The organism is Allosalinactinospora lopnorensis, assembly GCF_000981225.1.
Taxonomy (GTDB): domain Bacteria; phylum Actinomycetota; class Actinomycetes; order Streptosporangiales; family Streptosporangiaceae; genus Allosalinactinospora; species Allosalinactinospora lopnorensis.
In genome coordinates, this window is record NZ_LAJC01000024.1 from 16,531 (window position 1) to 30,028 (window position 13,498).

The following is a 13,498-nucleotide window of genomic DNA, read 5'->3' on the forward strand; positions in this document are numbered from 1 at the left end:
CGGAGAAGGGGACGAGGAACATGAGCAAGTCCGAAGGAACCGTGACGGAACGCGCCGTCGCGGCCGACGTACCCGAGACCATGCGCGGGGCCGTGCTCTTCGGCCCCGACGACATGCGCGTCGTGCAGCGCCCGGTACCGATGCCGGGACCCGGAGAGGTGCTGGTCCGGGTCGCGATGTGCGGCACCTGCGGAACGGATCTGAAGATACTCGGGGGCCACTTTCCGCAGACCCCGCCGTTCGGGGAGTTCATCCCCGGGCACGAGTGGACGGGCACCGTGGCCGGCCTGGGCGAGAGCGTGGACGAGTTCCGGATCGGCGACAAGGTGTGCATCGAGGCGCACGCCGGCTGCGGCGGCTGCGACAACTGCCTCATCGGTCGCTACACGGCCTGCCTCAACTACGCCAACCGGGCGAAGGGGCACCGCGCCACCGGTATGACGGCGAACGGCGGTTTCGCGGAGTACGCCGTGCACAACGCGAAGGCGCTGTACCGGATGCCGGAGTCCGTCTCCTTCGAGGACGCCGTCCTCGTCACGACGGCCGGAACCGGCCTCTACGGGCTCGACGTGGCGGGCGGCTACGTCGCCGGCCAGTCCGTCGTCGTGTTCGGCCCCGGCCCGGTCGGGCTGATGACCGTCCAGCTGTGCAAGCAGATGGCCGCGAGCCAGGTGATCCTGGTCGGCACCCGCCCCTCCAGGCTTGAGGTGGGCAAGCGGCTGGGCGCCGACCACGTGATCAACGCGAAGGACACCAACGTGGCCGACGCGGTGCTGCGGCTCACCGGGGGAGAGGGGGCCGACCTCAGCGTGGAGGCCTCCGGCGGCCCGGACTGCCCGCAGCAGGCGATCGAGGCCACCAAGCGCGGCGGGAAGATCCTGCTCGTGGCGTTCTACCCCGGGCAGGTCACCATGGATTTGAGTGCCGCGATCCGCAAGGACATCACGATGTACACCTCCCGTGGCGAGGGCGGGAACAACGTCAAGAGGGCCGTGGCGATGGCCGGGGAGGGCAAGCTCCGCGGCGCGGAACTCGTGACCCACCGGTTCCCGCTGGACGACATCACCGAGGCGTTCCGCGTCGTCCGCGAACGGGACGGCGAACCGCTGAAGGTGGTGCTCGTCCCCTAGATCCGAATAGGCTTCCCCGCGGGCCTCGTGCGGGCACGGGCTCATCGCCCGCCGTCGCGTGAACAGGCAAGAGGCAATGAACATTCGAGATGTTGCTGCAGCGGCAGGGGTGTCCGTGGCGACCGTGTCACGGGTGCTTAGCTCCAAGCCGGGGAACCAGTCGGTACGCCCGGAGACGCGCCGGCGCGTGCTGGAGGTCGTCGACCGGGTCGGCTACCGGCCGAACGACCTGGCCCGGGCGCTGCTCCAGGACCGGACCGCGACGGTGGGGCTGGTCCTGCCGGACATCTCCAACCCCTACTACCCGCCGCTGGTGCGCGGGGTGGAGGACGCCGCCTCCGCTCTCGGTTACCGGGTGATGCTCTGCAACACCGACCGGGACGAGAACAAGACGGCCGCCTACGTGGACACCCTGATCAAGACGAGGGTCGACGGCATCGTCATCGCCGGCGGGAGCACGAGCGTGGGAATGCTGCACAGGGTGCTCGAACCGTACCGCACCAAGGTCGTGGTGGTCGGCCGGCACCAGCTGGAGTACCCCTCGGTGCAGGTGGACAACGTCGCCGCGGTGCACGAGGTCATCGAGTACCTGACCGGCCTGGGGCACCGCAGGATCGGGTTCGTCGCGGGCCCGGCGTCCTCGATCACCGTCCAGGACCGGCACGAGGGCTACCGGGCGGCGCTGCGGGCCGCCGGCATCGAGTACGACGAGCGGCTGGTCCGGGAGGGGGACCTGCAGGAGCAGAGCGGCTACGACATCGCGAGCGCGCTGGCGGCGCCCCCCTCCCGCCCGACCGCGCTCGTGGCGGCGAACGACCGGATGGCGGTCGGCGCCATGGCCGCGCTCATCGACGCCGGGCTGCGCGTCCCCGACGACGTATCGCTCGTCGGGTTCGACGACGTCTCACTGGCCAGCTATCTCCGGCCCGCCCTGACCACCGTGTCCGTGCCCACCTACGACATGGGGTGCGCGGCGATGGAGCTGCTCTCGCGCGAGCTCGAAGGCGGCGGCCAGGCGGCCGGGACCGAGTCCCGGGCGCTCTCGACCACGCTCATGCTCCGGGACAGCTGCGCCGCCTCGCCGGACTGATTCCGCCCGCCCGGAGCCCGGCGAGACTCGGGGCGGTGCGGGCGCGGCGCGCAAGCCCCGTTCGCCACTGAGCGGTCCCGCACGGGGTCCGCCGAGGCGGACGGCGCGCGGAACAGAGCAAGGAGCGGGGAAGACAGCGTCGCGGGCTGTGGCCGGAGTCGGCCAGCCTCCGGAAGTGGCCCGTATACCTTCACCTCATGGCCGATAATCCCGGCACATGCGTGTTCGCCGGTTGATGTACCGATTCGCGGAGGTGGGGAGTTGGCCGAGCCCGTTCTGAGCCTGGGGGCCGCAGTGGTCCGGACCGCACTCCAGCTCTGGGTGGGAGACTCCCCGATAGCGGACAGCGTCACCGACCTGGTCGAGCAGCGGGTCAGCGGGCTGATGGAACAGCGCCGGCTGAAACGGCGGTTCGCCGAGTTCGAGGACACCATCGCCCAGCGGGTGCTGGCGGACCTGGAGCACGAGTTCCGCGGCCTGCCGGACAACGAGCGTGAGGCGGCGGTTCTGGCCGTGGCCGACTCCTTCGACAAAGCCCGGCTGACCGAGCGCGCCCTGTTCGAACGCGACCTGGACTCGCTGCTACTGGAGCGGCACATCCGCCGGCAGAACCCGCGGATCACCCGCGACCTCAGCGAGGCCGCGGTGGGGGTCTACGACCGGGTGCTACCGGAGTGCTGCTCCTATGTCATCGCCACCTACACCACGCTGCCCGACTTCCACGCCGGAGCGTTCACCGAGCTGCTGCGCCGCGACCGGATCATCCTGGACAAGCTCAGCACGATCCTGGAGAACCTGCCGAAGCAGTCCGCGGACGGCGACGGGGGTGCCGAGGCGGCCTTCGCCACCGCCTACCGCCGCAAGGCCGCCGAGCGGTGGGACGTCCTGCAGCTGTTCGGCACCGACGCCACCACGCGCACCTACCCGCTGAGCCTGGCCTATCTCAGCCTCAACGTGACCTACCCGGCGGATGCCGAAAGGGCGGCCGATCCGGGACATGCCGGGTGGTGGGACCAGCACCGCGGCGGCGTCCAGAGCGTCGAGGAGGCGCTCGCGGCCAACCCCCGGCTGTTCCTGCGCGGCGCGGCCGGGTCGGGCAAGACCACCCTGCTGCACTGGGTCGCGGTGCGCGCCAGCAGGAACGACTTCGGGCCGGAGCTGGCGGCGTGGAACGGGCTCATCCCGTTCTTCGTCCCCCTGCGCCGCTACGTCGACAGCGCGCTGCCCGAGCCCGAGGACTTCATCCGGCACACCGGGCGCTTCCTCGCCGCCGAGGCGCCCCCGGGGTGGGTGCAGCGGGTGCTGGACGGCGGCGGCGCGGTGCTGCTGGTGGACGGCGTGGACGAGCTTCCCGGTGCGCAGCGCGAACAGGCCCGGCGCTGGCTGCACGACCTGATCCGCGACTACCCGCGCTGCCGCTTCGTCGTCACCTCGCGTCCCGCCGCGGCCGGCGAGGACTGGCTGGCCGCGCAGGACTTCGTCAGCGCCGAGCTGGAGGACCTGCGCGAGGACGACATCAGGGCGTTCATCGGGCACTGGCACGCGGCGGTGCGCAGCGAAACGGTCGACGTCGACGAGCGCGAACGGCTCGAACGCTACGAGCGGGAGCTGACTGACAAGGTGCTCACCACGCAACCGCTGCGCAACATCGCGTCCACGCCGCTGCTGTGCGCCTTGTTGTGCGCGCTCTACCGGGACCGGCGCACCGCCCTGCCCCGCGACCGGTTGGAGGTCTACCAGGCGGCCCTGGCGATGCTGCTGGCCGATCGCGACGAGCAGCGCGGGATCGCCAGCGACGGAGTCCACCTGTCGCGCACCGAGAAGACGGAACTGCTGCAGGAGCTCGCGCGGTGGCTGGTGTGCAACGGAAGCTCCGAGATGCCGCACCAGACCGCGCGGCGCCAGATCGAACGCACCCTGGCCATCATGCACCGCGCCGAGGGCGGTCCCGACCAGGTCTTCGACTACCTGCTCGTCCGCAGCGGGCTGCTGAACGCCCCCACGGTCGACCGGGTGAGCTTCATCCACCGGACCTTCGAGGAGTACCTCGCCGCCAAGGCGCTGGTCGAAGAGGACAGCATCCCCCAACTCGTCAGGAACGCCCACGACGACCAGTGGCACGAGGTCGTGGTCATGGCCGCCGGGCACGTCGGCAACCGCCAACGGGCGGAACTCATCTCGGGCCTGCTCACGCGCGCCGACCAGGTCAAGAAGCACCACGACCGGCTGCTGGCCACCGCGCTCGCCTGTATGAGCGCCTCCTCCACCCTGGCCGTGGAACTGCGCACCGAGGTGGAGCGCCGGGTGGCGGGCATCCTCCCGCCCCGCACCGAAGCCCAGGTCAAAGCGCTGATCACGGCGGGGGAACCCGCGTTGCCGTTCCTCACCGAGGCCACGGTCCGCAACGCGCGCGAGGCCGAAGCCACCATCCGCGCGGCCTCGGGCATCGGGGGAGAGGAATCCGTCCCCATCATCGCCAACGCGGCACGCCACGGCAGTTGGAAAGTCTTGGGCGCGCTCGAAGACGCCTGGACCAAGAATCCCTCCCGGCGTTTCGCCCGGGAGGTGCTTCCCCAATGGCCGCAAGGGTCAAATTATTTGTTCGGCACCCACGGCGACCACCTGCCACTGGTGGCCGAGTGCGTGCCAGACATAGATGGACTGGTGGTCGATGGGGATGAGCAAACCGACCTGCGGGTACTCGAACGTATGCCTGGCCTACGTTGCCTTGCTCTGCGCACCCGCTGGGAAACAACCTGGCACGTCAAGTCCCTGGACTGGCTGAGACCACTCAAGCGGCTCGCCTCGCTGTTTCTTCATGAGGACACGCGTGTCAGCGATGTCTCCGTACTGGCGGAAACACATATTCGGTATCTGACTATCAACCGGCCGCAGGACGTTCGGGGCCTGGAGTCGTTAAGGGCGATGCGGGAATTGGGAGGTGTATCCTTTTTTTCCGGTGCTCCCCAGATTCCGCTTTCCGCTCTTATTCCGGAGAAAGAGAACTTTTATCTCAATTACCTCCGAGTGGAAGAGATCACCGACCTGCGGTCCCTTTACGATGTCGCGCACTACGATATAGCCAGACTCACACTGGCCAGCTGTCGAAATCTCGGCTCGCTGGACGGGATCGAGACGCTTTTCAGTAGCCTAAAGTATTTTTGCTACCGCGATTCCGGCGCCACCAACAACGTGGACCTCTCGCCTCTGCTATTCCTGGAGCGCCTGAACAGCCTCTCCATCACCGACACGACCGTGGAAGCGAACGAGCGTGTCTTGACCCGTCTTCCCTTGCTTGACGAACTGGAGCTGTTCATTCTCCCGACCGTGACCGAGCCGTATCGACTCCCATCCTGGCTCCGGGATCTTCCCAGCCTGCGCACTCTTCGGATCGTCGCGGATGGTGGTGTCGATCTGACCGATCTGGCCGGAGCCACCGACCTTACGATCCGACTGGCGCACTTCGGGTCGAAAAAAGTCGTCGGCGCCGATGGGCTCGGGCGCGGCAGCCGGGTCGTCCGGGAACCGCGCCCGCGTTTCAAGAGTTCGTAACGCCGACTACAGCTCCCCGTCCCGGGCGGCGGTGAGGAAGGCGTCCCACTCGGCGGCGGGGAAAGCGAGGTGCCCGGCCTCGGGTTGCTTGGAGTCGCGCAGGGCGGCACCGGAGGGGAGATCGGCGACCTCGACGCAGTCGCCGTTGACGCCGCTGTAGCCGCTCTTGCGGAAGGAAGCGGGGATGTGGGCCACTTCGACACAGTTGGGAGCCTGTCCGCTGTAGCTGCTCTTGCGGAAGACTAACGCGTCGGTCATTGTCTGCTCTCTAGGGCTTTGACTAGGTCGCTGATGAACTTGGCGGTCTGCGCGGTGCTGATGGCGGTGCCTTGGATGTCGCCGAATGTTGCGCTGTACCGCTCCACGTCGCCGGGTTGTTCGAAGAACACAGAATCGGTGACGGTGTCCACGTGGACGATCGGTGGGTTCACGCGGTCGGGGAACTCCAAGATACTGAACGGGGCGACGAGCGCCGCATGGGACCCCGCTTCGAACGGGAGTAGCTGGATGTCGATGTTGGGCAGCTTGGCCATGTAGAGCAGGTGCCGCATCTGGGCCGCCATGACCTGTGGGCCGCCGATCATGCGGTGCAGTGCTGCTTCGTCCATGACGACCCGGAACCGCACGGGGTTGAACTCGGTCAGGATGTTCCGGCGGGCCATCCGAGCTTCGACGCGGCGTTCGATGTCCTCAGGGCCGGTGTAGCGGCCTCCTTGGAAGAGCGCCTCGGCGTATTCGGGGGTCTGGAGCAGCCCCGGAATGACGAGTCCTTCGAAGCTGCGGATGGCCGAGGCTTCAGCCTCGAAATCCGGCAGTGCTTGGGCTCCGAAGACTTCACGATACTTCGACCACCAGCCGCGCTCCTTGGCGTCGCGGGCCAGCGCTTGCATGGCCTCTCGTTTGGCGGTGTCATGGACCTTGTAGAGGTCCATGAGCTTGTCGAGATCAGCGGCGCTGATGCGCTTGGTCTCGGTGGTCTCCATCTTGCTGACCTTGCCGGAACTCCACTTCAACTCCGCTCCGACCTGGCTGGTCGTGAGTCTGGCGCTCTCGCGTGCCTGGCGGAGCTTGGTGGCAAGACGGCGGAGGCGAAGCGTGGGGCTATGTGGTGAACGCATGGGACTACCTTAATCGATCGCTACTTCGTAGCAAACAGACTTGAAAACTCTACGAAGTAGAGTTGGCTTTAATGTGCACCTGGTCACCGTCGCGTCACCCCGGGTTGTTGGTGATCACGCTACTGGTCGCCCGCCGTGCTGTCCGGCCAACGGACCGAAACGCGGGCGCCGCCTGTCTCTCCGGCTACTCTCCTCTGCCTTCTGGCTCGTCTCCAAGGAGTCCGCATGTCTGTTTGGGCTGCCCCGTTGCAGCTACCCTCCGTCACGGTTCCGCTTGATCTGGTGGTGCCCTGGCAGAAGAAGCACTACTTCATCGCCGAGCCGGTGCCCTTCACCCGCCGCGCCTTCGACTTCTGGGGCAACGTGGTGCTGTTCCCGCTGGTGCACGCCTTCCTGCGCTCCTGTGCCGCCGACCAGAACCCCGAGTACCGTTACCTGTTCGACCTGCTGGGCTCGGAGCTGGCCGCCAACGCCCTCCGGCACTCGCGCTCGGGCCGGCCCGGCGGCACCTACACGCTGCGGGTGGACCGCTCACCCACCGGGCTGACCCTGACCTGCCGCGACGGCGGCGCCATCGACGACCACCACTACGACCACCGCCAACGCCACTACCTGGCCCCCGACCCCGATGGCTGAACCCCCTCGCCCCGGCCGGGCGCGGCCTGGCCCTGGTGGACGCCTTCGCCACCGCCTGGGGCGACAACGGCCGACCCTCCCACCGCCACGTGTGGTTCTTCCTCGCCTACGACCTGGCCGACAGTACCTGGAACGCCGCCTAATCCGGCACCTCCTCCATGATCGGCGATGGTGCGGTGGCCGGGTCCGGCCCTGGGCTTTGAGCGGGTACCCACCACGCTCTAGCATTTACACACTGTGACGATTTGCGGCGCTATGCGCCGTGTCTCCCCCTTTCCCGCCATGAGGTTCTCCCGTGCCACGCGCTCTGCCGTCCTCACTCAAAGTCGCCCGTGTGCTGTTGTTCGTGCTCGCCGGGGCTGTCGGGCTGCAGGTCACCGGCGCTCTCATCATCATGGAGCCGACCCCTGAATCCTTCGGGACCCTTCTCTGGATCGCCGCGCCCGGGATCCTCGCGCTGGTGCTGGGACTGCGGCTGCCCGCCGGCCGGCGCGGGACGCTGGTGGCGATCGTGGTCTTCCAGGCGTTCCTGCTCTTCCTCGCCCTGGGGCGCATCGGCAACGGTGAGCCGCAGGGCCTGGTCAACCTGGCCCTGCCGATCCTGATCCTGACGTTCGTGCTGCGCGCGCCCTCGCGCGAGCACCTCTCGTGAGGTCGCGCCACTGCGAACGCCGCGGCGGGGTGCTGCGCGGCATCCACGACTCCGAGCGCGGCGCGGGCATGATCGAGTACGCCGCTGTCATCCTCCTGGTGGCCGCCATCGCCAACGTCGTGCTCAACGCCGGCATCCCGGGCCGGGTGGCCGGCCTGGTCGAGGACGCCGTGAGCGAGGTCGCCGGGGCCGAACCGGACGGTGCGGACCCTTCCGGGGAAGGGGGCGCGCCGACCGCTCCCGCGGACGGATCCTCGGACTACGCTGCGGGATCCCCCTACCTGCCCGAGGACGCGCCCAACTACGACACCGGCGAAGGGCTGGACGATACCGCCTACGGCTTCCAGCGCACGGTGGACGAGACCGGGCAGGACCCCACCGACGACGACCTGCACCTCGCCCCGGGAGAGGACGCCCACCCCGACGACCTGGACCTGGGCCCGGTGGGCGATGTCCTCGGCGCGCTCGGCCGGGCCATCTCCGACGACGTCACCGGCGGTCTCACCGGTATCCGGGAACTGATCACCAACCCGGCCGAAGCCGTGGGCGGGATGATCGAGGGCCTGGTCGAGGACCCCTTGGGCCTCCTGCTCAGCGAGGAGCTGCGCGATGCCTGGCAGCGCGGCGACTGGGCCGAGGTCATCGGCTACGGCCTGTGGGAGATCGGTACTCTCTTCGTCCCCGGGCCGGGTTGGATCGCCAAGGCGTTCCAGACCCTGTTCAAGGCCACCGGCAAGGTACCCGGCCCCAGCGGCGGATCCGACAGCCCCCAGGGCGGCAGCGACTCCGACAACGGGAGCGGCCAGCGCGACGAAAACGATCAGAAGAACGAGGACGAGGAGAACCGGAACAACGCCGGCTGCGCGGGCAACAGCTTCGTGCCCGGCACCCCGGTGCTTCTCGCCGACGGTTCCACCGCCCCGATCGAGGACATCGGCGTTGGCGACGAGGTATGGGCGTTCAACCCGGTCACCGGGCGGGAAGGCCCTCGCGAGGTCACCCACCTGCACAACAGCGGCGGCGGGAAAACCCTGGTCGACCTCACCATCACCGACACCGCGACAGGCGCGACCGGCACCCTCACCGCCACCGACGCCCACCCTTTCTGGGCGCCGGAGACCGGCGCGTGGGTCAGGGCCATCGACCTGACCCCCGGCACCTGGCTACGCACCTCCGCCGGCACCTGGTCCCAGGTCACCGCCACCGAGACCCGCACCCTCCCCGACCAGCACGTCCACAACCTCACCGTCAACGACCTGCACACCTACTATGTAGGAACAGGGGGCGCGGATGCCCTCGTCCACAATGACGGTCCTTGTCCCGAGGCCGAATCGATCGCCGACCATGCCAACGATCGTTTCAACGAGGGAGCACTGGACCATCACGTCGATGGGGTACCTCCCGAAAGACTCGCTGACTACGTCGACAACGTGTTGAACGAGGATCTTCCCAACCTCGAAGTACGGTACGGGCTTCGCGGCGGTCGGACCGCGTACTGGGACAACGACACGGGAGCTGTGGTCATCGAGGATCCGGGAGCGCCTCACGGCGGCACGGTCTTCACTCCTTCCGAGGGAAGGACCTATTTCGAGGAATTGGAGTAGGAACACCACGTTGAACGGAAGCGGAGACTGGGTGACGCTTCGCCTGTCCGACGACGAGTTCTCCCTCCTCTTCCAGATGTCCAAGGAGTCCCCGAATATACGGGAGTACGGACTGGGGGAGGGGCCACCGCGTGCAGGGATTGAAACCCTGCACGAGCTGCTCGGTTTTCTGCGCGAGATCCGCGGCTACGCACGAACGCGGCTGGAACGCGTCCCCGAAGTCGGCCGGAGCGACCGTGTGAGGCTGGTAAGCGTCGCCCCTGGATCGGTGACCCTGTCGTTTCGGAGCACGATGGTCGAGTCGGTCCTCGCCGGGCTCGAAACGGTCCGCGAGCGCCTTGGGGACGCCGAAACACACACTCGTACGGGGTTTTCCCCGGCAGAAGTCAGCGCTCTTGTCACCCGCCTACGCGAAACGCGTTGAATCCGCGCTTCCCGCGGCGTCCAAATCGGGCCTTCTCCCGTTTGGGAAAGAACGAAGCGGCGACCTCCGCCCCTGCTCGGACAAGGATGGCCGACCGGATGCCCCCCTACCTCTCCCGCGTCCGCAGACCGCCGTGGCGGGCGGTGGCGGCCGTCGTGCTCGCCCTGGCCGCGTTGGCCTCGACGGGGGTGGTCACGCTGTCCACCGTCCGTTCCTACACCCCCTCGCCCTTGCAGCGGAGCGGCGCCGAGGTCGCCGCCGACGCGCTGCCCCGGCTCGCGTTCCTGCGGGCGGAACTGGAAACGGGGGCGGGGGAGCGGATGCAGCGGCTCTTCCCCGAGGGCTACTTCTTCACCCACGCGCTCTACGGCCTCAGCTGGGTCAACGTCGGCTCTGTCGAGCCCGGTCAGCGCGGCCGGGCGCTCAGCGAGGCCCGCTGGGCGCTGGAGCGGCTGGAATCCGCCGAGGGCACCGCCCCTTTCCCCGCTGACGCCGACCCGCCCTACGGCGTCTTCCACGCGGGCTGGACGGCCTGGCTGCGGGGGCGGATCGTTGAGCTGTCCGGCGGGCCGGGGCGCGCGCCCGCCGAAGCCGAGGCGCTGCACGCGGACGCGAGCGAGCTGCGCGGCGCTTTCGAGGCCGCGCTGGAGCGCGGGAGCCCCTACCTCGCCGCCTACCCGGGCCAGGCATGGCCGGTGGACAGCGTGGTGGCCGTCGCGGCGCTGACCCTGGACGACCGGGTGCGCGGCGCGGACGAGCACGCGCAGGTCGTCCAACGGTGGTCCCGCGCCGTCCGCGACCGCCTCGACCCCGGCACCGGCCTGGTACCGCACGCCGCCGATCCGGCCACGGGTGAACCCGCGCAGGGGGCTCGGGGCAGTTCGCAGAGCCTGCTGCTGCGCTTCCTCGCGGAGGTCGACCCGGAATGGGCCGCCGAGGACTACCGCGCCTTCCGAACTCTCTTCGGTTCCGAGATCGGGATGGTGCCCGGGATCCGCGAGCACCCGCGCGGCGACGACTCACCGGGCGACGTCGACTCCGGGCCGCTCATCCTCGGCCTGTCGGCGTCGGCGAGCGCTGTCGCGCTGGGCGACGCGGTGCTCTTCGGCGATGAGCGGGCCGCCGCCGCGCTCACCGGCCTGGCCGAGGCCACCGGCATGGCCATCGAGACCGGAGGGAAGCGCCGCTACGCGGGCGGACTGCTCCCCGTGGGCGACGTGTTCCTGGTCTGGTCGCTCACCGCCGGCGGTGAGCACGCCGCCCCCGGTCCGGTGGCCACTGACCAGGGCCTTGGCCGATGGCGGCTGCCCTGGCACATCGCCACCGCCGCCGTGCTCCTTCCGCTCTGCTACGCCGCCGCCCGCGCTTGGCGGCGCCCGGCCCCGGCCGCTTCCTGAATTCAGGCGTTCGCCCGCAGGTGGTCGCGGAGCCGGCGTGCGACGCCTCCCATCACGGCTTCGGCCTCGGGCTGGGCGGCGGCGGAGACACGCGACTCCGTCAGCGCCGCGACCGCGAACAGCCGGCCGTCGGCGTGCTCGACGACGCCGATCTCGTGGCGGAGGTTGAGCAGGGTCCCGGTCTTGGACGACCACCGGGAGGTGTCGGAGCTGAAGTCCGGCGAGAGCCGCTGCCGCAGGACGTTGGCGGCCATGAGGTCGCGGACCTGTTCGGCGATCCCGGGAGCGATGGCCGAGGGCAGCCACAGTGCTTGGAGCAGTTCGACGTAGGCCCGGGCGGTCCCGGAGCTGGCGCGGGTCACGTCGAGTTGCGGCACGCTGTGTCCGCGCCCGGCCGTCCCCGCCTCGATGGCCAGGATGTGGGCGAGGTGCGCATCGGCGGGGGCGAGCCGCTCCTGCGGTGTCTCGCTGAGGTCGCGCAGGGTGTTGCGGACGGTGATCCCGTTCAGTCCCAGTCCCCTCAGCGCGCCTGCGACGTCGCCCGGCGGGGTGAGCGTGAACAGGATGTCGGCGGCGGTGTTGTCGCTGACCGCCATGCTCAGGTAGATCAGGTCCTCGACCGCGACGCGCGCCGGGTGCCGGAACCGGCCGAGCCCCACCGGGCCGGGGACGGTGTTGTGCCCTGGCCGCACCCGGACCTCCGCGGCACCGTCCAGCTCCCCCCTGCGGATACGGTCGAGGGTGGCGATCGCGAGGGGGACCTTCACGAGTGATGCGGTGGGGAACTCGAGGTCGGGCTCGATACCGAGCTCGTGTCCGGTGTTCAGGTCCCGCACGAGGAACGACCCGCGCAGTCCGGCGCCGTCGAGCGTCTCGCGCAGTTCTCGGAGGAACGCCTCGGCCCTCACAGCCCCGCCCCGTCCCGGTCCACCGCGCCAATGCAGCGGGCGATGCCCTCCCGTAACGCGGTGCGCAGGCGTTCCGGGTCCTCGCCGCCGGCGGTGGCGACATCGAGACCGCGGGTGAGGGCGGCCTCCCCCATGGGGCACCAGTGCAGCCCCAGTTCCTCGGCCTGCCCGGCGGACGCCAGGAGGAGGTCGTCCGAGCCCAGGATCTCGGCCGTCGCCGCCGCGAGGGTGTGTGCGACCGCCACCTGCGCGGGGCGGAGGCCCACCGCGTCGCGGATCCGGGTCACCCGGTCCCTGATGTGCGGGACGTCGTCCTCGGGCTGGATCCATACGCGGCGCGGTCGCCGGCCGACATCGGCGCGGCCGACACGGAGGGTCTCGATGTACACGACGTCCGCACCGGGCGGGGACACGCTCGCCAGGCCCAGCGGGACGCGCCACGCGGCCTCGTCCGGCGGAACCGCGATGAGGGCGGCTCGGACGTCCTGGGAGCGCAGGAGCTCGGCCCGCGCGTCGGGAGGCGCCGTATGGAGGTCGAGGTGGATGCCGTGGCGGCGCGCCTCGGCGTCCAGCCGCGCCAGGTCCAGCGTGGAACAGGTGTCGGGCACAGCGACGCGTAAAGGAGTGCGCCTGGCCTGCTCCGCGGCGTCTTCCATGGCCTCGGCCAGCCGGACCAGGCGCCGCGCCGAGGGCAGCATGTCGCGGCCGAAGGGGGTGAGGACGGCCCGCCGCGCGGAGCGGTCGAAGAGCCGCGCTCCGAGGTGCTTCTCCAGGGCCGCGATGCGGCGGCTGGCCACCGGCTGGGGGACCCGCGCGGCCGCGGCGCCCTGGGTGAAACTGCCCTTCTCGCTCACATGAACGAACGCCCTGCAGGCGCCGACGAGATCCATGGCCACAGATTATGCCGGTTCCGCATGGATCGGCCCATTTGCGTCTTCGACAGTATCGGCCGCGGAGGCGAGACTGCTGCGCAGGGTTTCCCGGGGC

At 69.6% G+C, this 13,498-nt stretch carries 12 protein-coding genes; 8 read left to right on the forward strand and 4 right to left on the reverse strand.

The features are described from left to right. The first annotated feature begins 20 nt into the window (after positions 1-20). The 3 genes from VS93_RS10915 to VS93_RS10925 all read left to right on the forward strand — a co-directional run bounded on the left by VS93_RS10915 (position 21) and on the right by VS93_RS10925 (position 5,772). Positions 21-1,130: a zinc-dependent alcohol dehydrogenase gene (locus VS93_RS10915; protein ID WP_046469845.1), complete on the forward strand. Its 1,110-nt coding sequence runs from the start codon at positions 21-23 to the stop codon at positions 1,128-1,130. 76 nt (positions 1,131-1,206) lie between these two features. Next, positions 1,207-2,220: a LacI family DNA-binding transcriptional regulator gene (locus VS93_RS10920; protein WP_046469846.1), complete on the forward strand. Its 1,014-nt coding sequence runs from the start codon at positions 1,207-1,209 to the stop codon at positions 2,218-2,220. A 261-nt stretch (positions 2,221-2,481) separates the two neighbouring features. Then, positions 2,482-5,772, forward strand: coding sequence for an NACHT domain-containing protein (locus tag VS93_RS10925; protein WP_046469847.1), 3,291 nt, complete (start codon positions 2,482-2,484; stop codon positions 5,770-5,772). 6 nt (positions 5,773-5,778) lie between these two features. On the opposite strand, the gene VS93_RS10930 is transcribed toward VS93_RS10925, so the two are convergent. Together VS93_RS10930 and VS93_RS10935 are read right to left on the reverse strand one after the other, a co-directional pair. Beyond that, positions 5,779-6,030 (reverse strand): DUF397 domain-containing protein, encoded by a 252-nt coding sequence (locus VS93_RS10930; protein ID WP_046469848.1) that lies wholly within the window; start codon positions 6,028-6,030, stop codon positions 5,779-5,781. After that, positions 6,027-6,890 (reverse strand): helix-turn-helix domain-containing protein, encoded by an 864-nt coding sequence (locus VS93_RS10935; RefSeq protein WP_046469849.1) that lies wholly within the window; start codon positions 6,888-6,890, stop codon positions 6,027-6,029. The genes VS93_RS10930 and VS93_RS10935 overlap by 4 nt, the downstream gene beginning before the upstream one ends. A gap of 225 nt (positions 6,891-7,115) precedes the next feature. Here VS93_RS10935 and VS93_RS10940 point away from each other — a divergent pair, with 225 nt between their 5' ends. From VS93_RS10940 to VS93_RS10960, 5 genes are all read left to right on the forward strand, one after another. Beyond that, positions 7,116-7,526: an ATP-binding protein gene (locus tag VS93_RS10940; protein WP_338022721.1), complete on the forward strand. Its 411-nt coding sequence runs from the start codon at positions 7,116-7,118 to the stop codon at positions 7,524-7,526. A gap of 295 nt (positions 7,527-7,821) precedes the next feature. Further along, on the forward strand, positions 7,822-8,178 hold the full coding sequence (locus VS93_RS10945) for a hypothetical protein (RefSeq protein WP_046469850.1): 357 nt from the start codon (positions 7,822-7,824) through the stop codon (positions 8,176-8,178). Next, positions 8,175-9,782 carry a polymorphic toxin-type HINT domain-containing protein gene (locus tag VS93_RS10950; RefSeq protein ID WP_156184780.1) on the forward strand — a complete coding sequence of 536 codons (1,608 nt, stop codon included), beginning with the start codon at positions 8,175-8,177 and terminating at the stop codon, positions 9,780-9,782. Before VS93_RS10945 ends, VS93_RS10950 begins: the two co-directional genes overlap by 4 nt. Positions 9,783-9,813: 31 nt before the next feature. Beyond that, a complete protein-coding gene (locus VS93_RS10955; RefSeq protein ID WP_046469851.1) occupies positions 9,814-10,206 on the forward strand; it encodes a hypothetical protein in 393 nt (130 codons plus the stop codon). 98 nt (positions 10,207-10,304) lie between these two features. Beyond that, positions 10,305-11,603, forward strand: coding sequence for a hypothetical protein (locus VS93_RS10960; protein ID WP_236700479.1), 1,299 nt, complete (start codon positions 10,305-10,307; stop codon positions 11,601-11,603). Between the two features lie 2 nt (positions 11,604-11,605). On the opposite strand, the gene VS93_RS10965 is transcribed toward VS93_RS10960, so the two are convergent. Continuing rightward, positions 11,606-12,511, reverse strand: coding sequence for a serine hydrolase (locus tag VS93_RS10965; RefSeq protein WP_046469852.1), 906 nt, complete (start codon positions 12,509-12,511; stop codon positions 11,606-11,608). Then, positions 12,508-13,401 carry a LysR family transcriptional regulator gene (locus tag VS93_RS10970; RefSeq protein ID WP_046469886.1) on the reverse strand — a complete coding sequence of 298 codons (894 nt, stop codon included), beginning with the start codon at positions 13,399-13,401 and terminating at the stop codon, positions 12,508-12,510. Before VS93_RS10970 ends, VS93_RS10965 begins: the two co-directional genes overlap by 4 nt. Positions 13,402-13,498 lie beyond the last annotated feature (97 nt).

What these genes read in the sequence shown, in the direction of transcription:
- VS93_RS10940 (WP_338022721.1), top strand. Translation starts at nt 7,116, where the DNA reads ATGTCTGTTTGGGCTGCCCCGTTGCAGCTACCCTCCGTCACGGTTCCG.
- VS93_RS10960 (WP_236700479.1), top strand. Translation starts at nt 10,305, where the DNA reads ATGCCCCCCTACCTCTCCCGCGTCCGCAGACCGCCGTGGCGGGCGGTG.
- VS93_RS10920 (WP_046469846.1), top strand. Translation starts at nt 1,207, where the DNA reads ATGAACATTCGAGATGTTGCTGCAGCGGCAGGGGTGTCCGTGGCGACC.
- VS93_RS10915 (WP_046469845.1), top strand. Translation starts at nt 21, where the DNA reads ATGAGCAAGTCCGAAGGAACCGTGACGGAACGCGCCGTCGCGGCCGAC.
- VS93_RS10935 (WP_046469849.1), bottom strand. Translation starts at nt 6,890, where the DNA reads ATGCGTTCACCACATAGCCCCACGCTTCGCCTCCGCCGTCTTGCCACC.
- VS93_RS10930 (WP_046469848.1), bottom strand. Translation starts at nt 6,030, where the DNA reads ATGACCGACGCGTTAGTCTTCCGCAAGAGCAGCTACAGCGGACAGGCT.
- VS93_RS10970 (WP_046469886.1), bottom strand. Translation starts at nt 13,401, where the DNA reads ATGGATCTCGTCGGCGCCTGCAGGGCGTTCGTTCATGTGAGCGAGAAG.